Source organism: Blastococcus sp. SYSU D01042 (genome assembly GCF_054050515.1).
This window is the reverse complement of the sequence record NZ_JBJGZM010000001.1, coordinates 1-26,999: the sequence shown is the minus strand read 5'-3', so window position 1 is coordinate 26,999 and position 26,999 is coordinate 1. Positions and strand designations below refer to the sequence as shown.

17 protein-coding genes and 1 other RNA gene are annotated in these 26,999 nt (G+C 71.7%); 13 read left to right on the top strand and 5 right to left on the bottom strand.

The genetic code is table 11. From position 1 onward, the window contains the following. The first annotated feature begins 37 nt into the window (after positions 1-37). The 4 genes from recC (at position 38) to ssrA (ending at position 8,694) form a co-directional block, all read left to right on the top strand. Entirely contained in the window at positions 38-3,259 is a 3,222-nt protein-coding gene (gene recC, locus ACI79H_RS00090; RefSeq protein ID WP_456552327.1) for an exodeoxyribonuclease V subunit gamma, read from the top strand. Then, positions 3,256-6,522, top strand: coding sequence for a UvrD-helicase domain-containing protein (locus ACI79H_RS00085; protein WP_456552326.1), 3,267 nt, complete (start codon positions 3,256-3,258; stop codon positions 6,520-6,522). The genes recC and ACI79H_RS00085 overlap by 4 nt, the downstream gene beginning before the upstream one ends. Then, positions 6,519-8,303 carry an exodeoxyribonuclease V subunit alpha gene (recD, locus tag ACI79H_RS00080; RefSeq protein WP_456552325.1) on the top strand — a complete coding sequence of 595 codons (1,785 nt, stop codon included), beginning with the start codon at positions 6,519-6,521 and terminating at the stop codon, positions 8,301-8,303. Before ACI79H_RS00085 ends, recD begins: the two co-directional genes overlap by 4 nt. Positions 8,304-8,318: 15 nt before the next feature. Continuing rightward, positions 8,319-8,694, top strand: a transfer-messenger RNA (tmRNA) gene (ssrA, locus tag ACI79H_RS00075). A 93-nt stretch (positions 8,695-8,787) separates the two neighbouring features. Here the strand turns inward: ssrA and ACI79H_RS00070 are convergent. The 5 genes from ACI79H_RS00070 to ACI79H_RS00050 form a co-directional block, all read right to left on the bottom strand. Beyond that, the gene (locus ACI79H_RS00070; RefSeq protein WP_456552324.1) at positions 8,788-10,632 is read right to left on the bottom strand and encodes a hypothetical protein; all 1,845 of its coding nucleotides are present in this window, start codon (positions 10,630-10,632) and stop codon (positions 8,788-8,790) included. Then, the gene (locus ACI79H_RS00065) at positions 10,629-11,657 is read right to left on the bottom strand and encodes a hypothetical protein (RefSeq protein WP_456552323.1); all 1,029 of its coding nucleotides are present in this window, start codon (positions 11,655-11,657) and stop codon (positions 10,629-10,631) included. The genes ACI79H_RS00070 and ACI79H_RS00065 overlap by 4 nt, the downstream gene beginning before the upstream one ends. Positions 11,658-11,755: 98 nt before the next feature. Continuing rightward, the gene (locus ACI79H_RS00060) at positions 11,756-12,550 is read right to left on the bottom strand and encodes a hypothetical protein (RefSeq protein ID WP_456552322.1); all 795 of its coding nucleotides are present in this window, start codon (positions 12,548-12,550) and stop codon (positions 11,756-11,758) included. Positions 12,551-12,701: 151 nt separating this feature from the next. Next, positions 12,702-13,037: a hypothetical protein gene (locus tag ACI79H_RS00055; protein WP_456552321.1), complete on the bottom strand. Its 336-nt coding sequence runs from the start codon at positions 13,035-13,037 to the stop codon at positions 12,702-12,704. A 112-nt stretch (positions 13,038-13,149) separates the two neighbouring features. Next, positions 13,150-13,515, bottom strand: a complete 366-nt coding sequence (locus ACI79H_RS00050) for a hypothetical protein (protein WP_456552320.1) — start codon at positions 13,513-13,515, stop codon at positions 13,150-13,152. Between the two features lie 549 nt (positions 13,516-14,064). Here ACI79H_RS00050 and ACI79H_RS00045 point away from each other — a divergent pair. From ACI79H_RS00045 to ACI79H_RS00005, 9 genes are all read left to right on the top strand, one after another. Further along, on the top strand, positions 14,065-15,525 hold the full coding sequence (locus ACI79H_RS00045; RefSeq protein ID WP_456552319.1) for a type I restriction-modification system subunit M: 1,461 nt from the start codon (positions 14,065-14,067) through the stop codon (positions 15,523-15,525). Next, a complete protein-coding gene (locus ACI79H_RS00040; protein WP_456552318.1) occupies positions 15,522-16,634 on the top strand; it encodes a restriction endonuclease subunit S in 1,113 nt (370 codons plus the stop codon). The genes ACI79H_RS00045 and ACI79H_RS00040 overlap by 4 nt, the downstream gene beginning before the upstream one ends. Before the next feature lie 28 nt (positions 16,635-16,662). Next, positions 16,663-20,076, top strand: a complete 3,414-nt coding sequence (locus ACI79H_RS00035; RefSeq protein WP_456552317.1) for a DEAD/DEAH box helicase family protein — start codon at positions 16,663-16,665, stop codon at positions 20,074-20,076. A 97-nt stretch (positions 20,077-20,173) separates the two neighbouring features. Then, positions 20,174-21,007 carry a hypothetical protein gene (locus tag ACI79H_RS00030; RefSeq protein WP_456552316.1) on the top strand — a complete coding sequence of 278 codons (834 nt, stop codon included), beginning with the start codon at positions 20,174-20,176 and terminating at the stop codon, positions 21,005-21,007. 38 nt (positions 21,008-21,045) lie between these two features. Next, on the top strand, positions 21,046-21,723 hold the full coding sequence (locus tag ACI79H_RS00025) for a PD-(D/E)XK nuclease family protein (protein ID WP_456552315.1): 678 nt from the start codon (positions 21,046-21,048) through the stop codon (positions 21,721-21,723). Further along, positions 21,716-22,318: a hypothetical protein gene (locus ACI79H_RS00020; RefSeq protein ID WP_456552314.1), complete on the top strand. Its 603-nt coding sequence runs from the start codon at positions 21,716-21,718 to the stop codon at positions 22,316-22,318. The genes ACI79H_RS00025 and ACI79H_RS00020 overlap by 8 nt, the downstream gene beginning before the upstream one ends. Positions 22,319-22,469: 151 nt before the next feature. Further along, positions 22,470-23,582: a hypothetical protein gene (locus ACI79H_RS00015; protein ID WP_456552313.1), complete on the top strand. Its 1,113-nt coding sequence runs from the start codon at positions 22,470-22,472 to the stop codon at positions 23,580-23,582. Positions 23,583-23,997: 415 nt separating this feature from the next. After that, positions 23,998-24,597: a TetR/AcrR family transcriptional regulator gene (locus tag ACI79H_RS00010; protein ID WP_456552312.1), complete on the top strand. Its 600-nt coding sequence runs from the start codon at positions 23,998-24,000 to the stop codon at positions 24,595-24,597. Between the two features lie 5 nt (positions 24,598-24,602). Continuing rightward, entirely contained in the window at positions 24,603-26,804 is a 2,202-nt protein-coding gene (locus ACI79H_RS00005) for an MMPL family transporter (RefSeq protein ID WP_456552311.1), read from the top strand. Positions 26,805-26,999 lie beyond the last annotated feature (195 nt).

Genomic DNA, 26,999 nt, shown 5'->3' with positions numbered 1-26,999 from the left:
GACCGGTCCTGTCGGTCCTGTCCGGTAGACAGGCGGGGTGCTGCACGTCCACCGAGCCGAACGGACCGCGCGCCTGGCCGACGGCCTGGCGCGCGTGCTGGCGACGCCGCTGGCCGACCCGTTCGCCTCCGAGGTCGTCGCCGTCCCGGCGAAGGGCGTGGAGCGGTGGCTGGCCCAGCGGCTGTCGACGGCGCTCGGCGCGGGCGCGGCGGGCGACGGCATCTGCTCGGGCGTCGTCTTCCCGTCGGCGGGCCGGCTGGTGGACGAGGCGCTGGCCGCGGCCCGGGGCACCGAGTTCCGCGACGACCCGTGGGCGGACCCGGTCTGGCCGCTGCTCGAGGTGATCGACGCCTGCGCCGGCGAGCCGTGGTGCGCGGTGCTCGGCCGGCACCTCGGCGCGGGCGCGGACGACCACCGCCGGGGCCGCCGCTGGGCCGCGGCGGCGCGGCTGGCCGGGCTGTTCCGCTCCTACGGAGCGCACCGCCCGCAGATGCTGCGCGACTGGGCGCAGGGCCGGGACACCGACGGGCACGACGCCCTGCCCGCGGACCTGGCCTGGCAGGCCGAGCTGTGGCGGCGGCTGCGCGACCGGCTGGGTCCCAGCCCAGCCGAGCGGCTGGAGGCCGACTGCGCCGCGCTCCGCGGCGACCCGTCGCTGTCGGCGCTGCCCGAGCGGATCAGCGTCTTCGGTCCCACCCGCCTGCACGCCGACGCGCTGGCGGTGCTCGATGCGCTGGCCGCGGACCGCGACGTGCACCTGTGGTTGCCGCACCCCAGCCCCGTGCTGTGGGAGCGCCTCGCCGGGCGCACCGCCGGCCGCCGCCGCGAGGACGGCAGCGCCACGCTGCCGCGGCACCCGCTGCTGCGCAGCCTGGCCCGCGACGTCCGCGAGCTCCAGCTGCGGCTGCCCCCGCACGCCGACGAGCACCACGGGGACGAGCCGCGCCCCGCGACGTTGCTCGGGCGGTTGCAGGCCGATCTCCGCGACGACGCCGCCCCCGGCTCCGCCGCCCTCGACGACACGGTGCAGGTGCACGCCTGCCACGGGCCGGCCCGGCAGGTGGAGGTGCTGCGCGAGCTGCTGCTCCGGCTGTTCGAGGACGACCCGACCCTCGAGCCGCGCGACGTGCTGGTGATGTGCCCGGACGTCGAGACGTTCGCACCGCTGATCTCCGCCGCCTTCGGCCTGGGCCCGGGGTTGCCGCACCCCGGGGGCGCGTTGCGGGTGCGGCTGGCCGACCGGAGCCTGCGGCGCACCAACCCGCTGCTCGACACCGTCGCCGCGCTGCTGGACCTGGCGCAGAGCCGGGTCACCGCCAGCCAGGTGCTCGACCTCGCGGCCACCCCGGCCGTGCGGCGTCGCTTCGGCTTCACCGACGAGGAGCTGGAGCGCGTCCGCGACTGGGTCGCACGCTCCGGTGTCCGCTGGGGCGTCGACGCCACCACCCGGCGCCCCTACGAGCTGGAGCACGTCCCGCAGAACACCTGGCAGGCCGGGCTGGACCGGGTGCTGCTCGGGGTCACGACGTCGGAGGACGAGCCGGTGTGGCTCGACCGCGCGCTGCCGCTGGACGACGTGGACAGCAGCGACATCGACCTCGCCGGCCGGCTCGCCGAGCTGCTGGACCGGCTCGACGGCGTGCTCTCCGCGCTGACCGGCGAGCACCCCGTCGGGCACTGGGTGGACGCGCTGGCCGGCGCGCTCGAGCTGCTCACCGACACCGACCCGGCCGACGCCTGGCAGCTGGCGCAGGCCCGGCGGGAGCTCGCCGAGGCGGGGGAGGGCGGCGTCTGCCCGGTGCGGCTGGCCGACGTCCGCGCGATGCTGGCCGACCGGCTCCGCGGCCGCCCCACCCGCGCGAACTTCCGCACCGGGAACCTCACCGTCTGCACCCTGGTGCCGATGCGCTCGGTGCCGCACCGCGTCGTGGTCCTGCTCGGCCTGGACGACGGCGTCTTCCCCCGCTCGGCCGGCATGGACGGCGACGACGTGCTGGCGCGCGACCCCTGCGTCGGGGAGCGCGACGTGCGCGGCGAGGACCGTCAGCTGCTGCTCGACGCGGTCATGGCCGCCGGCGAGCGGGTGGTGGTGCTCTTCACCGGCGCCGACCCCGTCAGCGGTGCTCCCCGGCCGCCCGCCGTGCCGCTCGGCGAGCTGCTGGACGTGCTGGAGGTGATGGTGCCGGGCGCCCGGTCGGAGCTCGTCGTCCGGCACCCGCTGCAGCCCTACGACGTGCGCTCGTTCGCCGGTGCGCCGCCGGCGAGCTTCGACCCGGTGGGGCTCGCGGGCGCCCGCCGCTCGCTGCGCCCGCGGACCGCACCGGCGCAGCGCCGGCCGCTGGGCCCGCGCACCGGACCGGTGGCGCTGGAGGACCTCGTCGCCTTCGTCGAGCACCCGGTCCGGGCGTTCCTGCGGCAGCGGCTGGGCATCACGCTGCCCGGTGAGGACGACGAGGTCGCCGACGCCGTCGCCGCCACGCTCGACCCGCTGCAGGAGTGGGCCGTGGGGGAGCGGCTGCTCGAGGCGGGGCTGCGCGGCACCGCGACCGAGGACGCCCAGCACGCCGAGTGGCTCCGCGGCACCCTCCCGCCGCGCGGGCTGGGCGCGCAGGTGCTGCGGCGGGTCGGCACGCGGGTGGACGCGCTCGTCGCTGCCGGGCGGCCGCTGGTCGCCGGGCCGGCGCGCACGGTCGACGTCCGCCTCGACCTGGGAGGCCGGGAGCTGCAGGGCACGGTGAACGGGGTGCGGGACGGCGCCGTCGTCGGCGTCACCTACTCGAGCCTGGCGGCGAAGCACCGCGCGCGGGCCTGGGTGCTCGCGCTGGCGCTGGCGGCCACCGAGGGCCAGGGGCGGGCGGTGACGGTGGGCCGGCGGGGCGACCGCGCTCGGACGTCCACGATCACCGCACCGGCCGGTGCGCGGTCGGTGCTGGCCGACCTGCTGGACCTGTACGACCGCGGGATGTGCGAGCCGCTGCCCCTCGCGGTCAAGACCTCGTGGGCCTACGCGGGCGCCCGGCTGGAGGGGCAGGACGCCGACCGCGCCCTCGACGGCGCGCGCAAGGAGTGGCAGCGCGACGGCGGCGGCGAGCACGAGGACCGCTCGCACCGGTTCGTGTGGGGGGAGCGGCCGGCCTTCGACCAGCTCGTCGCCGCCGCCCCCGGCGACGGCGAGGCGTGGGCCGGCGAGACCACCCGCTTCGGTGCGCTCGCCTGCCGGTTCTGGACGCCGGTCCGCGCGGCGGAGCAGTTCTCGTGAACGCCTTCGACGTCTGCGGCGACCTGCCCACCGGCACGACCGTGCTCGAGGCCAGCGCCGGCACCGGCAAGACGTTCACCATCGCCGCGCTCACCGCGCGCTACGTCGCCGAGGGCGCGGCCGACCTCTCGCAGATCATGCTGGTCACCTTCGGCAACGCGGCCTCCCGCGAGCTGCGCGACCGCGTCCGCGAGCGGCTGGTCTCCGCCGAGCGCGGGCTCCGCGACCCCGCCGCTGCCCGCGCGGACGAGGGCGACCCGGTGCTGCAGCTGCTCGCCGACGGGTCCGACGAGGAGGTGGGGCACCGGCGGGACCGGTTGGCGCGGGCCCTGGCCGCCTTCGACGAGGCGACGATCGCCACCACGCACTCGTTCTGCTCGCAGATGCTCGCCGGCCTCGGGATGGTGGCCGACGCCGATCCCACGGCCGAGTTCGTGGAGGACATCGACGACCTGGTGCGGGAGGTGGTCGACGACCTCTACGTGCGCACCTTCGCCCACGCCGAGCAGGTCCCGTTCCTCACCCACGCCGAGCTGCTGGAGCTGGGCCGCAGAGCGGTGGGCAGCGACCGGCAGGCCGAGCTGGAGCCGCAGGCCGACGAGGGCCTGCCCGGGCGTCGCCGACGGGCGGCCGCGGCCGTGCGGCGCGAGGTCGAGCGGCGCAAGCGCCTGCTCGGGCTGGTCGACTACGACGACTGGCTGTCCCTGCTCCGCGACGCGCTGGCCGACCCGCACTCCGGGCCGGTGGCCTGCGACCGGATCTCCTCCCGGTACCGCGTGGTCATGGTCGACGAGTTCCAGGACACCGACCCGGTGCAGTGGGAGATCCTGCGCCGGGCGTTCCACGACCGCACCGCGCTCGTGCTCATCGGCGACCCGAAGCAGGCGATCTACGCCTTCCGCGGCGGCGACGTGGCCACCTACCTGGCCGCGGCGGCCGAGGCGACCACCGAGGCGACGCTCGGCACCAACTGGCGCAGCGACGCCGCGCTGCTCGGGGCGCTGGAGCACGTGTTCGGGGGCGCCGCGCTCGGCCACGAGCGGATCGTCGTCCGCCCGGTCGGCGCCGCCCACCCGGAGCCGCGGCTGACCGGCGCGGGCGCGCCGCTGCGGTTGCGCCGGCTCGGGCGCACCGGGTACGGGCGCCGGTGGCGCGGGGTGCCGGGAGTGGCGCCGCTGCGCGAGGCGGTGGCGTGCGACGTCGCCGCGGACGTCGTCGACCTGCTGTCCGGCGGTGCCGAGTTCGGGGGCCGCCCGGTGGCGCCCGGCGACATCGCCGTCCTGGTCCGCACCAACGCGCAGGGCGCGCTGGTGCGCGAGACCCTCGGCCGGGCGGGTGTGCCGGCGGTCTTCGCCGGCGGGGGCAGCGTCTTCGCGACGCCGAGCGCGCAGTCCTGGCTGCGGCTGCTCGAGGCGATGGAGCAGCCGCACCGCGCCGGGCGGGTGCGCTCCGCGGCGCTGTCGGTCTTCCTGGGGCACGACGAGGCGAGCCTCGACGAGTCCGGGGACGAGCTCGCCGACGTCCTCGGTCAGCGGCTGCGGCAGTGGGCCGACCTGCTCGCCGACCGCGGCGTGGCCGCCTTCCTCGAGGTGCTCACCGCCGAGGAGGGGCTCCCCGAGCGGGTGCTCGGCCGGCCGGACGGCGAGCGGGTGCTCACCGACCTGCGGCACGTCGGCCAGGTGCTGCACGCGGCGGCGCAGCGCGAGTCGCTGGGGCTCACCGCGCTGGTGGAGTGGCTGCGCCGCCGGATCGCGCAGGCCGCCGTCGAGGGCGCCGACGAGCGCAGCCGCCGGCTGGAGTCCGACGCCGCGGCGGTGCAGGTCATGACCGTGCACGTCAGCAAGGGCCTGGAGTTCCCCGTCGTCTACGTGCCCTTCGGCTGGGACCGGTGGATGCCCGACACCCCTGCGGTGCTGCGGTTGCACGACGACGCCGGCCGGCGGGTGCTCGACGTCGGCGGGCCGGGGAGCAGCGGGTACGCCGAGTCCTTCCGCAGGCACGCGGCCGAGGAGTCCGGCGAGGACCTCCGGCTGCTCTACGTGGCGCTCACCCGGGCCCGCTGCCAGGTCGTCGCGCACTGGGCCCCGAGCGGCAACACCGCCTCGGCGCCGCTGAACCGGCTGCTCTTCGGCGCCGCCGGCCCTGGTGCGGAGCCGGCGGCACGGGTGCAGCCGCCGGAGGACGACGACGCGGCGTCGGCGCTCGCCGCGCTGGCCGCCCGGTCGGCCGGGAGCATCGAGGTCGCCGAGGTAGGCCGCCGCCCGCTGCCGCGGTGGGAGCCGCCGGGCTCGCCGGCGCCCGAGCTGCAGGTCAGCGCGTTCACCCGCGTGCTCGACGAGGAGTGGCGCCGGACCTCCTACAGCGCGCTCACCCGCGCGGCGCACGACGCCGCCCACGAGCAGCACCTGGCCAGCGAGCCGGACGCGCCGGTCAAGGACGACGAGCAGGACTCCGACGCCGCGGCGACGGAGGCGCCGGCGGAGCCGCCCCCGGACGCGCAGCCCTCGCCGCTGAGCGAGCTGCCCGGTGGTGCCGCCTTCGGCACCCTGGTGCACGCGGTCCTGGAGGACCTCGACCCTGCCGCCCTGGACCAGCGGTGCGCCGACGAGGTGGCCCGCCAGCTCGTGCCCGGGGTGACCGCCGAGGCGCTGGCCGACGGGCTGCGCCCGGTGCTGCACACGCCGCTGGATGCGCGCGGGACGACGCTGGCCACGGTGCCGGCGGGCGACCGGCTGGCCGAGCTGGACTTCGAGCTGCCGCTGGCCGGTGGTGACGCCGCGGTCCCGCACGCCACGCTCGCCGACGTCGTGGACCTGCTCCGGCGGTACGAGCTGGGCGCGCTGGCCGGTTACCCCGACCTGATGGCGCACCTGGAGCCGCAGGCGCTGCGCGGCTTCCTCACCGGCAGCATCGACGCGGTGCTGCGGCTGCCCGGGCCGGTGTTCGCGGTCGTGGACTACAAGACCAACCGCCTCGGCACCGAGCCGCTGACCACCTGGGACTACCGGCCCGAGGCGATGGCCGAGGAGATGCGCCGCACCCACTACGTCCTGCAGGCGCTGCTGTACTGCGTCGCCCTGCACCGCTACCTGCGCTGGCGGTTGCCCGGCTACGACCCCGAGCAGCACATCGGGCCGGTGCTGTACCTGTTCGTCCGGGGAATGGCCGGTCCGCAGACCCCGGCCGGGGCCGGGGTCTTCGCGTGGACCCCGCCGCCCGGCCTGGTCGCCGAGCTGTCCGACCTGCTGGCGGGTCGGCCGTGATCCCGGTGCGGGCGGAGGGCCTGCTCCGCGAGTTCACCGAGGCCGGCGTCCTGGCCGCCGCCGACGTGCACGTCGCGTTGCGGCTGGCCCGGCTCGGCGGTGAGGACCGCGAGCCGGTCCTGCTGGCCGCGGCGCTGGCGGTGCGCGGGGTGCGCGCCGGGTCGGTGTGCGTGGAGCTGGCCACCGTGGCCGGCTCGGTGGTGCCCGACGAGGACGCGCCGCCGGTCGAGCTGGACTGGCCCGACGACTGGAGCGCGCTGCAGGACAGCCCGGTCGTCGCCGTGGGCGTCGAGGCACCGTGGCGCCCGCTGCGGCTGGTCGACGGCCTGCTCTACCTCGACCGCTACTGGCAGCAGGAGCAGGCGGTGCGCCGCGAGCTCGACGAGCGCGCCGCGCGACCGGCGCCCCCGGTCGACCTCTCCGCCCTGGGCGCGCTCTTCCCGGGCGAGGCGCCGGACCTGCAGCGGCTGGCCACGGCGGTCGCTGCGGGGCGCTGGGTCAGCGTCATCACCGGCGGCCCGGGCACGGGCAAGACGCACACGGTCGCGCGGCTGCTCAAGGTGCTGCTGGACCAGCCCGGCCCGCCGCCGCGCATCGCGCTCGCCGCACCCACCGGCAAGGCGGCCGCCCGGCTGCAGGAGTCGGTGCTCGAGCAGGCCGCCGCGGTCGGGCTGCCGGTCGACCTCACCGCCTCCACGCTGCACCGGCTGCTCGGGTGGCGGCCGGACAGCCGCAGCAGGTTCCGGCACGACGCCGGCAACCACCTGCCCTACGACGTCGTCGTGGTCGACGAGTCCTCGATGGTCTCGCTCACGATGATGAGCCGGCTGCTCGAGGCGCTCCGGCCCACCGCGCGGCTGGTCCTGGTCGGCGACCCCGACCAGCTCACGCCGGTCGACGCCGGCGCGGTGCTCAGCGACCTGGTGCACCGGCCGGCACCCGCGGGCGACGGGCCCGACGGCGTGCTCCCCGACGCCGCCGAGCTCGACGCCGACGAGCTCCGGCAGCTGCGCAACGGCGTCGTGCGGCTGCGCGTCTCGCAGCGCTACGGCCCCGGTATCGCCGGGCTGGCCGAGGCCGTGCGCCGGGGTGAGGCCGACCGCGTGCTCGAGCTGCTCGCGGACGGCGCGGAGTTGAGGCTGGACACCGGCACCGGGGCGCTCGAGGAGCGCATCCGGGCGGTGTCCGCGGAGCTGCGGGACGCGGCCGAGGACGGGGACGCCGAGGAGTGCCTGGCGCTGCTCGGCCGGCACCGGCTGCTCTGCGCCCACCAGCGCGGGCCGGCCGGGGTGACGACGTGGAACGAGCGGGTCGGCCGGCTGATCGGCGCGGCGCCGGGGGAGTGGCTGCCGGGAGCTCCGGTGCTGGTCACCGCCAACGACTACGAGAACCAGCTGTGGAACGGGGACACCGGCGTCGTCGTCCGCACCCCCGACGGCCTGCGGGCGGCGTTCCTCCGCGGCAGCGGCCCCGCGCTGGTGCCGCTGTCGCGGCTGTCGTCCGTGAGCCCCGCGCACGCGCTGACGGTGCACCGCAGCCAGGGCAGCCAGTTCGAGGAGGTCGCCGTCCTGCTGCCGCCCGCGTCGTCCCCGCTGCTGACCCGCGAGCTGCTGTACACGGCGGTGACCCGGGCCAGCCGCCGGGTGCGGGTCGTCGGTTCGGAGGAGTCGGTGCGGGCGGCGGTCGGCCGCCAGGTGGTGCGGGCCAGCGGGCTGCGGAGGGCGCTCGCCGGCTCCGGCGGCACACAGGGAACACCGGGGGCCGGGGACCCGTTACCCTGACTGCACAACTGCACAGGGGGTGAATGGTCTCGACTTCGGTCGGGTGACCAGGGGAAGCGAGCCGAGGAAGGCAACGATCATCTCGTTAACGATCCGTTGCACAACACACAAGCGCCGATTCCAATCAGCGCGACTTCGCTCTCGCTGCCTGATAGCAGCTAGGCGAGTCTGTCAGCCCGGGTTCGTCATCGGCCCGGATCCTGGCATCAGCTAGATGACTCACCGCGCGCGCCGGTCGCGGGTGCGCGTGGGACACCACACAGCGACTGGGCCCGTCACGTCGACTTGTCCGCATGATCGACGGGGTCGAGCAGAGGCACTGCGGACTGCGCTCGGAGAAGCCCTGGTGATGCGTCGAAGGACGCGGGTTCGATTCCCGCCACCTCCACCCCGAGGTCTTCGCAGATTGTGCGGAGACTCTTCGTAGATTGACGAACCGCCCCGGACCTCCAGGTCCGGGGCGGTTCGTCGTTTCACGCAGGTGTCAGGCAGCCTCGAGGACCGGCTGCATGTGGCCGCCGCGGAGGCGACGCAGGTGCTCAGCGTCGACGGCCTTCGCCTCCTCCTTCGTCAGGTCGCGGAAGCCCCAGTAGGGCGGGTCGGGCTGCAACAGCGGGTGGTCGGCCGGGCCGCGGGCGGTGCGGTCGTGCCAGCTGCGGAGCTGCTCCTCGTTGAAGACGCTGGCCTTGACCGCGGCGACGATGGAGGCCATCGCCAGGCCGGGGAGTCGGTTCTGACCGCGGCGCAGTCGCTGCCGGCTGGCGTTCTTGAGGATCCCGAAGACCCCCTCGACCAGCGCCCGCCGCTTGAACAGCCGCCGCCACCGGCGGCTGCCGTAGTACTCACGCTGCATCAGCTTGCGCTGGTGGTTCGCGTCGTCCGGGTCGGGCGTGAAGTCCATCGTCTTGTTCGTGCAGGACTTGCGGGTGGTGTGGTCCTCCGGCGGGGTGATGATCGGCAGCCCCAGCTGGGTGGCCGCCTCGACCTGCGCGGCGCCGAGGGCGTGGCAGCCGGCGCGCCCGGCGCGGGCGGGGCAGATCCACTTGCTGGTCACGCTCTTGCCGAGGCCGCTCTCCTTCCGGTCGAAGGCCCAGTTGCGCTGGAACTCGTTGACGTCGTCGTGGAAGGCGTCCCACTCCTCGGCGGTGGCGCGCTCCGGCGGCAGCGGCCGCTGGTCCATTGGGGCGGCGGCGCAGTGCAGCCAGCCGTGCTGCATCTGCGCGCCGTTGATGTCGACGACCCTGTGGTTGTCGGTGCGCATGGCGAGACCCTGTTCGATGCCCCGCTGGGCCAGCGGTACGGCCCACCGGCCGCCCTTGAGGTTGGTGTACAGCATGTCGCCCACAAGCCGGGTGATCTGGTGGCGGCTGCGGATGCGGTCGATCAGCCCGAGCGAGGCCTCGACGACGTCGGCGTTGGCGGGGGTGAGGGCGAACCCGTCGATGAGCACCGGCTCGGAGTCGTCGTCGGCGTTCGGGTCGGGCACTCGGCAGATGGTGTGCTGGTGCGGGCCGAAGCCGACCTCCTTCTCGCCGCTCTTGCTGGTCTTGTAGCCCCAGGCGGCGTCGAGGCAGCGGCCGCGGGCGGCGGCGGGCGCGGGCGCGCTCTGGTCCTCGGGCGCGGTGGCGCCCTCGTCGTCTGTGGCGATGCCGGCGACCTCGAGCGCGTCCGGGTCCGCCCCGTCGGTGACGCCGTCGACGAGGTCCTTCTCCAGCTCCTTCCTCCGCTTGCCAGGGCCGCGGGTCCAGGCCCACTGCCCGGTGGCGTCCAGCGCACTGGTGCTGCCGGTCCGCGGGATGGTGGTGACAGCGATGAGCGCGTCGATGATCTGCTCGACGGTCCCCTGACGAGCGGCGCGCTCGGTGTCGTCGAGCTGCGGGGCCGCGCCGTGGCCGTAGTCGAGCCGCTTCCGCAGGGCGGTGGCGGCGTTGGACAGGTCGTCGTAGCCGATCTCCTCGACGCCGTCCTCGGCCCAGATCCTCTTGCGGGGCTTGCCGTTCTTGACCAGCGCGGGCGCGTCGGGGTCGAACGGCTTGGCGTTGGTGCGCTTCGTCGTGGTCGGCGGGCGCAGCACGCCGAGCTCCCACTGCTTGTCACGGGGCAGGGCCTCGGTGAGCACCTGGTGAATGCTGGCCAGCGTGGTCTCGTGCCCCAGCCGGGTGCACAGGTGCATGCCGATGAACAGCAGGCGGGTGTTGTCCCGGATCCTGCCGATCCGGCCGGGCTTGCCGGGCTGCCGGGGCGGGCAAGCCAGGTCCAGGACGCCGCTGCGGTCGATGACGTGCACGGTGCGGTCGACTAGTGCCGGGGTGAGGTGCTTGGCGCTCATCGGGCACCCCCGCGCAGCGCGCCGGCGGCGGGCGTGGTCAGGCCCTTGTGCTCCAGCCACGGACCCAGGTGGGGAACGAGGTCGACCAGCGTGCGGGCGGACTTCAGCCCAGCCGCCTGCAACAGAACACCGATGGGGACGGTGTCGGTCATCAGGTCGGCCAGCCAGGTGGCGCGCAGCCGCGCCGCCTCGATGTGCGGGACGTTGTAGAGCGCGGCGTTCTCGACGGCGCGGGCCGCGGTGTTCCGCCGGTCCACCTTGTCCCCGAGCACCAGCTCGCCGGCCCGCCTGCCGTCGACGGCGGAGCGGAGGAGGTCCTCCAGGTGCGAACGGACCGGCACGATCCGCGGCCTCGGCTCCTGGACGTGGACCTGTAGGCCCTGCATGCCGAGGTCCTCGATGTGCTCGATGCGCAGATGGCGGAGGTCGACGCTGTCCAGGCCGGCGCCGGCGCCGAGGGCCACGACGGTCGACAGGTCGCGGCGCTTGGCCTCGGTCGGCTGGGTGCGGCAGACGCGGGCAATAACCGCCCGTTCCGTGGGCGTGTAGGGCGGCTTGACCGCGCTGTGCCCGATCGGGGTGAGCCGTGCCGGGGTGGTCGGTCCCGGGTTGACGGTGCGGGCGAGGGCGAGCAGGCGCCGCCGACGCTCGGCCTTGACCGACTCGCCGGCTCCTGCCATGCCGAGGCGCACGTACTCGTCGATGAAGGCGGTCGTCAGCACCTGGACGGGCTCGAGGGTGACGCCGCGCCGGGTCGCGTAGGCCGCCAGTCCGGCGATGTGCGTGCAGTGCTTGCGAACGCTTTCGGCACCGGTCAGCGTGCTGGCGGTGATGACGGTGCGGAGGAACGGCCGGATGGCGGCCATCTGCACGGCCGTGTAGCTGGCACCGTCGTAGTCGTCGATCAGCTGCGCCAGCGCGGGGGGCAGTTCGCGCTCCTGCTCGTGCTGTGCCTGCACCTGTGCCAGCTGGCGGAGCATCGCCGCCTTGCTGGGCTTGCGCGGTCGGGTGGAGTTGCTCGTCAAGGTCGGCTCCCCGGTCCGGCTGCCCGGCCTCTCCGGGCAGCTCGGGCCGGGACCGTGCGGGGGCCGCTCGGTACGGCAATCACCGCGACTGGCGGTCGTCAGGCGCCGCGCAGCACCGCCCTGTGCCCGTCGGACGGCTGGTCCGGCAGTGCTGTGGCGTGGGTGAGGCCGAGGTCGAGGTCACGCCTGGTCAGCCCCGCTGCGGCGATGTGCACCGCCAGCGGCTGCTCGGTCAGCAGCACCTCGTGGGTGACCGCTGCGGCCAACACCCGCTGGGTGAGTCCGAGTCCGTGGCGCTCCGCGAACGCCCGGGCCCGCCGCCAGGCGGTCGGATCGGCGTCGCCCGCCTCGCCGTGCCCGCGGCGAGCGCGGCGGGCTGCCTCCACCGCGGCGACGAAGGCGGCCGCGTCGGCGCCCCGGTCTCTCTCGGCGACGGCCATGAGTCGGTCGATCTCGCCAGCGAGCGATGGTGAAGGCAGGGCGTCGACCCGCTCGCCGTCCGTGCGCCGGGCCTGCCGCCACGGCACGTCGTGGTGGGCCGCCTGCAGCCGGCGCAGGATGCCGCGGCGGTTCTCCCGGGTCTTGTCCGACGCGCCGCCCCGCGCCAGTGCGAGGTCGAAGTCCAGCAGCGTCGTGTCCGCCAGCGCTTCGTCCAGCGACAGGTCGCGGTTGCGCTCGACCAGTCGGGCGGTGACCGCACCCAGCGCCTGGATGTCCTTCTCCACGCGGGTCCGGGTCAGCGGCCCGGCCTTCTTGACCAGGGCGATGGCGTCGGGCGCGAGAAGGGCCCAGCACTGGGCGGCCACGCCGGTCGGGGCGTAGTCGGCGAGAAAGCGGTCGAGCTCAGCGGGGTCGTCGAGCCGGGGGCCCCGGCCGTCGGCGGTAGCGGTCATGCCGGTACGGGTCCGGCGATGGGACGGATCGGCAATGAGGTCGATCCGGCCGCGGGGAAGGCGCTTGGCTGACGCTGCTGGTGTGGACGGCCGGCGCACCGACCAGGACATGGGTGTGGCCCCGCCCTTGCGGGCGGGGCCACGGTGACGATCAGGACGCCGGGCGGACCTCGACGTCGGATACGTGCCACTGCCGACAGAGCCGGCAGGACTCCGATGCCGGCCGGCCAGCGGTGTGAAGCCGGCCGGCGTCGGCGGCTACCCACATGGCGTTCGACTGGGCCCAGACGGCGGGGTACTCCAGCCGCAGCCGTTCCTCGACGCGGTGGAGGCTCTCCCAGAGAAGGTCCGCCCCGGGCAGGTCGTGGCAGAGGTGCTCGACGGCGGCGTCGGCGAGCGCCTGTCGGCGAACCAGGAGCTTCTTCAGCCGGTAGTCGCGCAGCGGTTCGGGCGTGCTGGCGCCCTGGGTGTGTGAGTTGGGGGTCATCGGCTTCTCCGTGCCGATCGGCGTTCCCGGCACCGGCGGTGCGGGTGACGCGGACGGGCCGAGGCCCGACCGCGTCACCCCTCCGCGCGGCTTCCCAGGGCACAAGCCCCGGTCACCGCTCCTTCGGCGCCGCCATCCACCCCAGCACCAGCTCGGCGTCATGGGCCAGTGCGTCCAGCCGCGCCTCCAGCTTCCCGAGTTCACGGGCGCAGTCCATCGCCTGGTCGGAGCCGGCGCAGTCGGAGCACGCACCGGAGGTCTCCTCCAGCCTCGACAGGAGCACTGTCGCGGTGACCCGGAGAACCGCGAGCTGGGCAGGGCCTGGACCCCAGCGCAGCGGAAGCGGCAGCAGATGGGTGGGGATGCTTACCAGCTCCGCGACGCGGGCGAGCACAGCCTGATCCGAGGCGGTGGCGACGCGATCCGCCGGCCACGGCCGGTGGCCGTTGTCGACGGAGGGGAAGGGGAGCACGGACATGCCGGCACCTCCGGTTGCTGGCGACCCAATGGGCCGCGGCGGACGATCCGCGCCCTCAGCTGTGCCGGCTGAATCCGTCCGGGCATTCGACTGGGCAGCCCGATTGACGAAGGAAAGCGCCCGGTGACCCTGCCCGGCGGCGGCGTCCCGCGGCCCGCCGATCGCAGCTTGACAACTCCACAGAGATCAACGGACGCCGGGTCGCCGGCGGCTGGCAGCCGTCATCGAAGGAGGTGATCTGGACGGCCTAGCCGCCCGCGGCCAACAGGCTCCCGACTCACTGATGTCTGGGCACAGGAGATGTGCCCAGGTCATGCCGACGCCGAAAGGAGGTGAACCGCTCGTTGGCGTGACCGACCGTGTCCGGTTGTCCACTGTGTGGAGGCCGTCGGGCTACCGTGCCTGTGCTTGAACTGAACCGAAGGAGTTGCACGTGCCGCCGCGCGCAAAGAAGTACGAACCGCTGAAGTTCCAGGCCGTGCCGTTCACGGCAGCAGACCAGTTCTGCGACCCACTGCGACGGGTGGCGTCGATGACGGAGGCGTCAGCGTGATCACCGGCGAGCTCAAGGGCAAGATCGACAGAGTTTGGGACGCCTTCTGGTCCGGAGGTATCTCCAACCCCCTCGAGGTCATCGAGCAGATCACCTACCTGCTCTTCATCCGTCGGCTCGACGACCTCCAGACGCTGAAGGAGCGGAAGGCCAACCGCACCGGCAAGCCGATCGACGACCCGATCTTCCAGCCCGGCGAGGCGGACCTGCGCTGGTCCCGGTTCAAGGACTTCGAGCCCGGGGTCATGCACCAGGTGATCGGGGAGGGTGTCTTCCCGTTCCTGCGCCGACTCGGCGGCGACGGGTCCACCTACTCCGAGCACATGAAGGACGCCCGGTTCACCATCCCGACACCGGCACTGCTCTCCCGTGTCGTCGACATGCTCGACGACGTCCCCATGCAGGACCGCGACACCAACGGCGACCTTTACGAGTACATGCTCAGCAAAATCGCCTCAGCTGGCCAGAACGGCCAGTTCCGCACGCCCCGGCACATAATCCAGCTGATGGTGGCCATGACCGCCCCACAGCCGTCGGACGAGATTTGCGACCCGGCGTGCGGCACTGCCGGCTTCCTCGTCGCCGCCTCCGAGTACGTGCGCCACGAGCACCCCACGGTCATGGCTGATGAGCAGCAGCGGCGGCATTACCACCGCAGCATGTTCCACGGCTACGACTTCGACTCCACCATGCTCCGCATCGGCAGCATGAACATGCTGCTGCACGGGGTCGAGCAGCCGGACATCCGCTATCGCGACTCCTTGTCTGAGGGGGCGGCGGGCGAGGAAGGCCTCTACTCGCTGATCCTCGCGAATCCCCCGTTCGCCGGCAGCCTCGACTACGAGTCCACGTCGAAGGACCTGCAGCGGGTGGTCAAGACGAAGAAGACGGAGTTGTTATTTCTCGCGCTCTTCCTGCGACTGCTCAAGCCGGGTGGGCGGGCTGCGGTGATCGTCCCCGAAGGAGTACTTTTCGGCTCGTCGACGGCGCACAAGGCTCTGCGCCGAATCCTGGTCGAGGACCAGAGGTTGGACGCTGTGGTGAAGCTCCCGTCTGGCGTTTTCAGGCCGTACGCAGGGGTGTCGACAGCGATACTTATTTTCACCAAGACCAACAGCGGCGGCACGAACAATGTCTGGTTCTACGACGTCCGAGCCGACGGTTTCAGCCTTGACGACAAGCGGACGCCGACGGCATCGAACGATCTTCCCGATGTGCTTGAACGCTGGGCGGAGCGCGACGGCGATGAACTGCAGCGCGCACGCACCGAACAGAGCTTCTGTGTGCCCAAGTCCGACATCACCTCCCAGGGATACGACCTCTCCCTCAACCGGTACAAGGAAGTCGCCTACGACGAGGTCGCACACCGGGCGCCGCTTGAGATAGTCGCCGACCTCGAGAGGCTCGAAGCTGAGATTCAGCAGGATCTTGTCGCGTTGAAGTCGATGCTCTCGTGACCGAGTACCGACTGGAGGAAGTGGCGGTTATCCACGGGGGAGGGCGGTTGAGGCTGTCCGGCAACGATTTCGTCGAAGATGGTGTCCCTGCATACGGTGCGGGTGGTCAGAACGGAATGGTCGCCACTGCCGAGTACGACAGAGAGGCAATCGTGCTGTCGTCCATCGGCGCTCGCTGCGGAAAGTGCTTTCACGTGCGCGGCCAGTGGACAAGCCTCGCTAACACTCAGGTGATTCTGCCCGACGAGTCCCGAGTCGATTCGCGTTTTCTCTGGTACCAGCTCAACGACGAGGCGCGGTGGCCTCGTTCGGGCTCTGCTCAGCCATTTATCAAACCGTCCGACGTGAAGGCGCACCGGATCTGGCTGCCAACCCTCGACTCGCAGCGGGGGATTGCAGCAATCCTTGACCGAGTCGTCCATCTACGCGAGAAGCGCCGCCGAGTCCTCGTTCACCTTGAGGAGCTCACTCGGTCCGTCTTCCTTGACACATTCGGTCAGCCGATGATCGCCCAGGGGACTTGGCCGCGCGTAATGCTCGGCGACCTTGCCCGCATCATTCGAGGAGCCAGCCCCAGACCGGCTGGAGACCCCCGATACTTCGGTGGACAGATCCCGTGGCTCAAGATCGCAGACATCACGGCGACGCCAGGGCGGGTTGTCACAAAGATCAAGGAAGGTGTGACCGAGGCCGGCCGTGGCAAGAGCGTACTTCTCCCTCCCCAGACTCTCGTGCTGACGAACAGTGCTACGGTAGGAATCCCCAAGATTATCGGGCCCGAGACCTGTATTCATGACGGCTTCTTGGCGTTCTTGGATCTCGACCCGAGGGTCGATCAGACCTGGCTGTACGCCGCTCTTCTGGTCTCGCGGGAGCGACTCGTTGCTCTCGCGCCAGAGGGGACACAGAAGAACCTGAACGGGCCGATCGTCAAGGCCGTCGAGATTTCTCTACCTCCCATCGAACTGCAGCGCGGATTTGTGAGCCGCCTTGCCGCCATGGAGTCGATGAGAGTCTCAGCCCTGCTCGGCGCAGAGCAAATAGACGACTTGTCGGACGCCCTTCAGGACGCAGCGTTCAATGGCGTTCTCTCTTCGGAGATCAAGTGAGGCCTGGATCGGAAGCAGAGGCGACGCAGTGAGCAACTTTGCCTTCGTGGAGGCCGAGTGGCCTCCGGTTTATGCGGACTGCGGGCGGGCTGAGAGCTACCTTGCCTCCGATCCTCGGTCGGCGTGCTTCTACGCCCGTCGCGCGGTGGAGCATCTTGTCGGCCTCGTCTACGACGTTGACGGGCTCCCGATCCCCTACAAGGACGACCTCTCGGCCCGCATCAACGAGCCAGCATTTCAGCGGCGCGTTGGCGTCGGCATCGCGCAGAAGCTCAACCTGATTCGCAAGCTCGGCAACCGGGCGGTTCACGACGTGCAGCCCATCCCAGCTCGCGCCGCGGTCGATGTGCTGCGCGAGTTGCATCACGTGGTGGTGTGGACGGCGTTTCGCTACTCCACCAACCCGGCGGTGGTGCCGACTGGGGCGGTGTTCGACCCGAAGATCGCGGGCGGTCAGGCTCCGCTGAGCCGGGCGGATGTCGTGAAGCTCGCGGAAAAGTTCCGTCAGCAGGACGAGAACCACGCTCGCGCGCTGAAGGAGCGGGACGATCTCGCCGCGGCGAGGGACGCCGAGATCGAGGAACTGCGCCAGCAGATCAAGGCCGCGCAGGCCGCGAACACGCTGACCGACACGCACGACTACTCCGAAGCCCAGACGCGCGATCTCATCATCGACGAGCTCCTCCGTGAGTCGGGCTGGCAGCTCACCGATGCCCGAGACCGCGAGTTCGAGGTCACCGGCATGCCCAACGCCGAGGGTAAGGGCTTCGTTGACTACGTGCTGTGGGGGAGCGACGGGCTGCCGCTGGCGGTGGTGGAGGCGAAGAAGACCACCGTCGAGCCCGCCGTGGGCCAGCAGCAGGCCAAGCTGTACGCCGATTGCTTGCAGCAGATGACCGGCCGCCGGCCGGTGGTCTTCTACACCAACGGCTACCAGACCTGGCTGTGGGATGACGCCGCCGGCTACCCGCCGCGTCGGGTCGAGGGCTTCTTCACCGCCGACGAGCTGGAGCTGATGGTGCAGCGCCGCACCGGCCGTCTGCGGCTGGCCGACGCGGGCATCGACAAGGCAATCGTCGGCCGGCACTACCAACAGCGCGCGATCCGGGCAGTAGGGGAGACGTTCACCGCCAAGCAGCGAGCTTCGCTGCTGGTGATGGCGACGGGGTCCGGCAAGACCCGCACCGTCATCGCGCTGGTCGACCAGCTCATGAAGGCGGGCTGGGTCAAGCGGGTGCTGTTTCTCGCCGACCGCACCGCCCTGGTCAACCAAGCCGTCGGGGCGTTCAAGACCCACCTGCCAAACGCGACCACGGTCAACCTGGTCACCGAAAAGGTCGCCGACGGCCGGGTGTACGTCTCGACGTACCCAACGATGATGAACCTGATCAACGAGACCGACGCGGGTCAGAGGCTGTTCGGACCGGGCTACTTCGACCTCATCGTCATCGACGAGGCCCACCGATCGGTCTACCAGAAGTACCGCTCCATCTTTTCCTGGTTCGACTCGCTGCTGGTGGGCCTGACGGCCACGCCGAAGGACGAAGTCGACCGCAACACCTACACGCTGTTCAACCTTGAAGACGGTGTACCCACGGACGCCTACAGCCTCGATGAGGCCGTCGCCGAGGGCTACCTCGTGCCCCCGGTGGCGGTATCGGTGCCCACCAAGTTCCTCCGCGAAGGCATCCGCTACGACGAGCTCAGCGAGGCGGAGAAGGACGACTGGGACGCCCTCGAGTGGAGCGAAGACGGCGACATCCCCGACGCCGTCTCGGCCGAGGAGCTCAACAAATTCCTCTTCAACGCCGACACCGTCGACAAGGTCCTCGCCACTCTCATGAAGGACGGCCACAAGGTCGCCGGAGGCGACCGGCTCGGGAAGACCATCGTCTTCGCCAAGAACCAGGCCCACGCCGAGTTCATCCGGAAGCGCTTTGATGCCAACTACCCCGAGTACGCCGGTCACTTCGCCCGCGTCATCACCCACTCGGTGACCTACGCCCAGAGCCTCATCGACGACTTCTCGAGCAAGGACAAGGCGCCGCACATCGCGATCTCCGTCGACATGCTCGACACGGGCATCGACGTGCCCGAGGTCGTCAACCTCGTCTTCTTCAAGCTGGTGCGGGCCAAGAGCAAGTTCTGGCAGATGATCGGTCGGGGCACACGCCTGTGTTCCGACCTTTACGGTCCGGGGGAGGACAAGAAGAACTTCTACGTCTTCGACTTCTGCGGCAACCTCGAGTTCTTCAGCCAGAACCTGCCCGACTCCGGCGGGTCGCTGCAGAAGTCGCTCGCCGAGCGGCTGTTCGAGGCCCGCCTGGGACTGCTCGCCGCGCTGGATCAGACCGGCGCCGACGCGGATGGCCAGGCCGAGGTCGGCCAGGGTGAGGTCAGCGAGCGCGGCCTGCGCATGGACGTGGCCTGGACACTGCACGAGGTCGTGGTCGGCATGAACGTCGACAACTTCCTGGTCCGCCCAGCTCGGCAATGGGTCGAGACGTACTCCGACTGGGATGCCTGGCACCAGCTGACGCCGGAGAAGGCCGGCGACATCGCGCACCACCTCGCCGGCCTGCCCTCGACCAAGCGGGACGACGACGAGGACGCCAAACGCTTCGACCTGATCTTGCTGCGACTGCAGCTGGCCCGGCTCGACGGCGATGCCATCCTGTTCGAGCGGCTGCGCACGCAGGTGCAGGACATCGCGGGCGCGCTGCTCAGCCAGGCCGGAATCCCCTCCGTCAAGGCACAGGAGCAACTGCTCGAGGAGCTGGCCGGCGACGAGTGGTGGGTCGACGTCACCCTCCCGATGCTCGAGCTCGCCCGGCGCCGAATCCGCGGGCTCGTGCGGTTCGTGGAGAAGTCCCGGCGCGCCGTCGTCTACTCCAACTTCGCCGACGAGCTCGGGGAGAGCAGCGTCATCGAACTGCCCGGCGTCACGCCCGGCACCAACTGGGAACGGTTTCGTGCGAAGGCCCGCGCCTACCTCCGCGACCACGGGGACCACCTGGCCCTGCAGCGTCTCCGCCGCAACCTCCAGCTCACACCGGAGGATCTGTCGTCGCTGGAGGCGATGCTGGTGGAGTCCGGCGCCGGTAGCGAGGCCGACATCGCCCGCGCCCGCGAGGAGTCCCACGGACTCGGGCTGTTCATCCGCTCCCTGGTTGGTCTCGACCGCGAGGCCGCGACCGCCGCGTTCGACCGCTACCTGTCCGACGGCGTGTACTCGGTCAACCAGATCCGGTTCGTCCAGCTCATCGTCGAGCACCTGACCGCGAACGGGGTCATGGACGTGGGCCGTCTGTACGAATCGCCGTTCACTGACAGCGCGCCCCACGGCCCGGACTCGATCTTCACCGAGGATGACGTGGACGGCATCGTGACCGTTCTTCACCAGGTCAGAGAGCGTGCTCTTCCCGACGTCACGGTCGCGTGACGGCACGGATGACGAAGCACTGCTGCCCACCGAACAAGCAGGAAGGCGCCGCCTACATGAAACACGCTGCCCTACTTCGCCACGGCGGAGTCACCGCGTGAGCGCAGCTCCATCACCTGAGCACAGGGTCGACCTGGACAGCTGGGACTTGGGCGACGTACTCGCCGTCGTCGATACGCCCGACGCCCTCATCAAGAAAGACCGATCTTGGACAACGACTGATGTTGTCACCGCGACGGTCGGCGTGGCCACCGGCGGCCTTGCGGCGGTTCCTCTGGCTGTGCTGATGCTGACGGGACGTCGTACCGGGTCGGCGCAACCGCCACACGCTGCACTGATGGAGGTGGAGGACGCACGAAACCTCGTCCAGCCGGATCTCCTCTTCTTCCCAGAGGGCGGACCCAGCAGCGGTCAGGTCTACGCCAGGCATCCACTGCGACGCCGCGACTACGTGCCCTACGCCGCTTTCCATCGCCTCGTTCTGAACGAGAAGTCAGTCGAGGCCGCCAGGTACTTGTTGTCGCTGGGCGCGCGGGACATCGAGATCACCTGGCGGGAGTCGAGCGGCAAGGCAGCGAAGGCTGAAGGGCGCATCGACCTGCCCAACGCTGAGGACATCTCGCTGACGATGGGGTTCGGTCGCGATGACAGCGGAAAGCTGGCCATCCGCATCATTGGAGCAGGCAAGGCGAGGCCAGTCCTGGATGACCTGATCTGGCCTGACCGAGACCCGATGTTCAAGCTAATGCGCACCTCTGCCGACGCTGGCGCCGAACAGTTCCACTTCGGCATCAAGACGGAGCAGTCGGCGTCGGTGAACGCTGGGGCAGCCGTGAAGCTGAAGGATCTCGGTTTGAGCCTCGGCGGCGAGTACAAGCGGTACGAGGATCTCGCGTTCACAGTCGACGCGACGTTCGCTCCCGGCCAGTGACAGGCCAACTTCCAGCGTCGGCTGCGCCCGTCGACGTCATGAGGGAATGGCGAGACCGCCACGCGGCGCTGGCCGAAGGGTGGCGCGCCCTCAGCCTCGCCGAACGGGCGCAGGGCGCTGCCGTGGTGACGCAGTGGGAGGACCGCTTCGGGAAGCTGCGGGACACCCAGCGGCACCTTGTGCAGACCGGCCGCTGGAGGGGTGGCCCGCGCACGCTGCTCGCGGCCCTCGACCAGCAGTACCGGGAACTAGCCATGACCGCCGGGCTGGCCTGGCTGCTGCGGTCGGATGGCCACCATGGCCTTGGCCCCGCTGTGCTCGACGGGCTGCTCGACTACCTCGCGATCGACGGCTCCGGTACAGAGGCCGGCGTGCGGGTGGTGCTAGAGGAACAGCGGGACGAGACCCGCGCTGACCTGATCGTCTACGGCGGCGACTGGACGATCGTGCTGGAGGCCAAGACCTTCGCCGTTGAACAGGAACGCCAACTGGACCGCCTGTACGCGCACTGGCGGGACGAGTCGGCCCCCTGCTTCGTCTTCCTCACCCGCGGCCAGCGTCCACCGACCACCGCGGTGGACAGCCGCGGCCAGTGGCGAGCCCTCACCTGGGAGCAGGTCGCCGACATCGCCCGGGCTGCTGCCACCTCGATGACCGGGGCGGCACCCGGCGTCCACGACTACATCGCCACCCTGGAGGCCTACCACCGTGTCTGACCCGATCGTCCCCACGCGCGAAGATGCCGACGCGAAGGCGTGGTTCTACCTCGACCACCGGCACGACATCGAGACCTGGGCGGCTCTGCGCGCAGAAGGCCGCCAGCTCCTGGACAAGCATCTCGTCGGCGTCGTGGCGCAGCTGGAAGAGCTCGCCGAGGAGCTCGACGCCGAGCTGGAGACCAACGACCTGGACTCCGGCTCCTGGCCCAGAGCTGGCCTGCGCCGTCCGATCTGGCAGCACAACGAAATCGCGGACGTCAGCGTCGTCATCCAGTGGGAGCGTGCTCGCCTGCTCACACCGGGACCAAACGAGTGGCCGTACGTGGCCGTGCGTCTGCCCGCCGACGCGGCCGACGAGGAACGCCGGCGGCAGATCAGCGACGCCATGCGGCCGGTGCGCGCCGAGCTCAAGGGGTCGTCGACTCGGACGCTCCCGTTCTGGCGCTACGTTCAGCCCCCGGCGGCCGGCGCCCCGCTGGACCCGGACGCGCTCATCCATGACGTTGAGATCGCCTTCCGCCAGCTGTGGGACGCCGCGGGCCCGGTCCTGGATGAGTTGCATGCCCGTCACGACGGGGTCACCGCGCTCTGATCACCGTGGGCGCGGTATCCGGTCCCCGCTGGACCGGCAGTCGACGGAGAACTGTCAGTACCCATTCGTAGCCTCCCGGTGAGCGCCAGCGAAGGCTGTCGCCACAGCGGGGGAGGCCACGATGAGTAGTCCGGACCAGATTCGCCGCCAGATGGACGACGCCGTCAAGAAGCGCGCTGAAGCGGACAAGCAGGCGGCAGACGCACGCGTCAAGCAGGCGAAGAAGGAAGGGGACGCGGCCTCCTACCGGTCCAGGGCGGGCCGCGCCTCCTCGGAATCAATGGCACGTTCTTACATGCGACAAGCCGAAACGGCGCAGAAGGAAGCGCTGACGCTCGGAGCCAAGGCAGCGGACTACAGCACCAAGAGCGCGCAGTTCTCGAAGAAGGAAGCCGACCTCAGCCGGGCCCTGTCGACGGCGTTGGCCAAGCAGCGCGGCGACGAGCAGCGCGTCCAGAAGCAGCGGCAGTTGGCGGAGCAGCGGGCTCAGAAGCAACGGGAGGCTGACGACAAGCGGGCTCGCGAACGGCTACAGCTGGCCGAGCGGCGCGCCAGGGAACGTGAGCAACAGGCTGAGCGAGCCCGGACACAGGCGCTGATGGCAGCAACCGAAAGCCGACTGCAAGAGCAGATTGCGGAGATGCGCCCTCCGAAGGTGGAGCGTCTTCGCATCCTCTACGTGACTGCTGCCGCCGATGGTGACCTGCGGGTGGACAAGGAGATCCGCAGGGTCAAGAAAGGGGTCAAGGCGGCCACACTCCGGGACCTCGTGGAGATCGAGCCCCTGCTTGCTGCGACCGGCCCCGACCTTCTGGACGGCATGAGCGGCTTCAAGCCCCATGTTGTCCACTTCGCCGGGCACGCTGACGAAGACGTGTTGGTGTTCGACACCGAGGCCGACGGGGACAACCCGGGCCACGTGATCACGAAGTCGGTGTTCGCTCGCGCGATGGGAGCGGTCGACGACCCTCCCGTACTGGTCGTCCTCAACGCCTGTCACTCGGTCGGACACCTGGACGAACTGCTGACTGTCGTGCCGATGGCGATCGGCATGGCCGACGAGATCGGTGACCTGGACGCGATGTCCTTCGCTGCGAGGTTCTACACCGCCATCGCCGACGGCCAATCCGTCCGGAGTGCCTACGAGGCGGCGCGCATCCAGATGGAGATGGACGGCATGTCTGACGCGGATCTGCCGGTCCTCCGCGCACAGGACACGGTCGACCCAGCGGCGACACCGCTGGTCATTCCGCCCGCAGACTAGCTTCCGCGCCCTCGGCGAGCGCCCTCCGCTTGAACAGCCGCCGCCACCGGCGGCTGCGCGTAGTACTCGCGCTGCATCAGCTTGCGCTGGTGGGCGGTCGACCGCTCCACCGGTCGAATGACGCTGGCCACGCTGCGCGCCCGCTTCCTCGATGAGCGGGGCGGTAGACCTGCGGCTTCAGGACGGGTGCTGATTTCGGCGCCGAAGGGTGCAACCGGCTCATGTCGTCCGTAGAACTGGATGCCCGGACCTCGGCGTTCCTCGATCTACGAAGACCCCACCCCGGCACGACGGAGCCGGGGCCACCGCGAACAGCGGTGGCCCCGGCTTCGTCGTGTCCAGGGCATGACGAGCGTCACCGAACGGATCGGACGGCAAACCGACCGATCTGGTCGGTCGCTCGTACGATGGGCGCGTGACCCGGACGTTCCGCCAGCAGGCCGACGAGGTGATCCTCGACCGCGCCGCGGCCCTCTTCGCGCGGCAGGGCTTCGCCAAGACGTCCGTGCAGGACGTCGCCGCCTCGGTGCACCTGTCGAAGGCCGGCCTGCTGCACCACTACGCCAGCAAGGAGGCGCTGCACAGCGCGGTCCTGGCGCAGGCCGACGCCATCGGTCAGCGCGTGCTCGCCGGCGTCGTCGACCTTCCGCTCGGCGCCGACCGCGACCGGCAGGCCCTCGAGGTCCTGGTCGACGTCGCGCTGGCCCACCCCGGGCTCGTCGCGCTGCTCCTCGCGCCGCTCACGCGGGGCGATCAGGAGGCGGTCCCGTCCGAGGTGGACGCCGTCGGCGCCCGGGCCCTCGAGGCCTTCGGCGTCGACCCCGAGGGTCCCGTGACCGAGCGCGCGGTCCGCGTCTCGGGCGCGCTGGGAGCCCTGGCGGTGCTCACCCTCGCCGCGCAGCGCGAGGACACCACCACGGCCTGGCGGCGGTACATCGTCGCCACCTGCTTCGACGCGCTGGGCCACCGCCGCCCCGGCACCACCCCGCCCGCCCCCGACCAGATCGAGGCCTGATCCGCATGGCACTCCTGTTGTCCCGACTCGGTGCGTTCGCCCACCGCCACCGCCTGGCGGTCGCCGTCTTCTGGGTCGCCCTGCTCGTGGCGTGCGGGGTCGGCGCCGTGACGCTGTCGGGCCAGACGTCGAACAGCTTCTCGATCCCCGGGCAGGAGTCGACGACCGCCCTGGACCGGATCGAGGAGGAGTTCGGCGCGGGTGAGGGGGCCACCGCGAGGGTCGTGCTGGCCGCTCCCGACGGCGAGCTCATCACCACCCCGGAGAACGCCGCTGTCCTGGCCGACGTCGTCGAGCGGCTCGGCGCGCTCCCCGGCGTGGCGTCCGCGACCGACCCGCTGGACCCGGCCAACCCCTCGGTCAACGCCGAGCAGCGCGTCGCCTTCAGCACGGTGACCTACGACGCCGGCCCTGGCGAGGTGTCGGTCGAGCAGCAGGACGCGCTGGCCGAGGCCGCGGAAGCCGCGCGCGCGGGCGGCCTCACCGCCGAGCTCTCGGGCGACGCCACCCAGGAGGCGACGCACGTCGGCGGTCCGGCCGAGGCGATCGGCGTCGTGGTGGCGCTCGTCGTCCTGGCCGTCACCTACGGCGCCCTCGCCATCGCGGGCATGAACCTGCTGACCGCGATGGTGGGTGTGGGCATCGGCGTCCTGGGCGTCACCATCGCCACCGGCTTCGTCGACCTGTCGTCCACCACGCCCACCCTGGCCGCGATGCTGGGCCTGGCCGTGGGCATCGACTACGCGCTGTTCATCGTCACCCGCTACCGCCAGGAACTGCGACGCGGGGCCGACGTGGGCGCGGCCATCACCACCGCGGTGGGCACCGCCGGGTCCGCCGTCGTCACCGCGGGCCTCACCGTGGTCATCGCGCTGGCCGGGCTCTTCGTCGTCGGGATCCCGTTCCTCACGCAGATGGGTGTCGCCGCCGCGCTGACCATCGTCGTCAGCGTCCTGGTCGCGCTCACCCTGGTGCCGGCCGTCCTGTCCTTCCTCGGCCGGCGGGTGCTGCCCCGGAAGCACCGTGCCGCGGCGGCCGACGCGGTCCCGGCGGCGGAGGAGGCCTCCGGCGGCCGCGGGTTCGTGGCCGGCTGGATCGCCGCGGTCACCCGCCGGCGGGTGCCGGCGCTCCTGCTGTCCGTGGTGGCGCTGGCGGTCGTGGCGATCCCGTTCTTCTCGATGCAGACGACCCTCGTGCAGCTGCCGTCGTCCGACAGCACCCAGGCCCGGGCCGAGCAGCTGCTCACCGACGGCTTCGGCGCGGGCGTCAACGGCCCGATCACCGTGCTGTTCGAGGGGGACGGCGCCGCGGCCGCGGCCGAGCAGGCCGCCGGGAGCATCGCCGACCTCGACGACGTCGCGCGCACCACGCCGCCCGTCCCGAACGGGGACGACTCCGCGGCGCTGCTCACCGTCATCCCCGAGTCCGGCCCCACCGACCCGGCGACCGAGCAGCTGGTGGCCGACCTGCGCGCCGACCTCGCCGACCTCGACGGCGTCGAGGCCTCGGTCACCGGTCAGACGGCGGTCAGCGTCGACGTGGCGCAGAGCCTGGACGAGGCGCTGCCGGTCTACCTCGCGCTCGTCGTCGGACTGGCGCTGGTGCTGCTGATCCTGGTGTTCCGCTCGATCCTCGTGCCCGTGGTCGGGGTGCTCGGCTTCGTGCTCACCATCGGCGCCTCGCTCGGTGCGACGGTGGCGGTGTTCCAGTGGGGCTGGCTCGGCGCCGCGGTGAACCTCGACGTCACCGGACCGCTGATCAGCCTGACCCCGATCCTGGTCATCGGCATCCTCTTCGGCCTGGCGATGGACTACCAGATCTTCCTGGTCTCGCGCATGCACGAGGCGCACAGCCACGGGAGCCCGGCGCTGCCGGCCGTCCGCACCGGCTTCCGGCAGGCGGCCCCCGTCGTCATCGCCGCCGCGCTGATCATGTTCTCGGTCTTCGCGGGCTTCGTCCCGGCCGGGGAGCCCACCATCAAGTCGATCGCCTTCGCCCTGGCGGTCGGGATCCTGGTCGACGCGTTCGTGGTGCGCATGGTGCTCGTCCCGGCGGCCCTGGCACTGCTCGGCGTGCGCGCCTGGTGGCTGCCCCGCTGGCTGCGGTGGCTGCCCGCGCTGGACGTGGAGGGCGCGGCACTGGAGAAGTCCCGTCCCCACCACGTCGCGGAGGAGGGGCCCGTCGCAGCCGGCACCCGGGCCGGCTGACCGCCGGTGCGCCCGCGACGGTCAGGGCTCGACGATGGCGAAGTCCTGCGCCGGCTGCACCAGCAGGCCGAACAGGCGTCGGAGCGCCTCCGCGGCGGCGGCGCCGGCGCCCGCCCCCTCCCGCACGCGGGACCCCACCGAGCCCCGCTCGCCGCTGACCGCCCGCAACGCCCACCCCCGCCTGGTGACGACCAA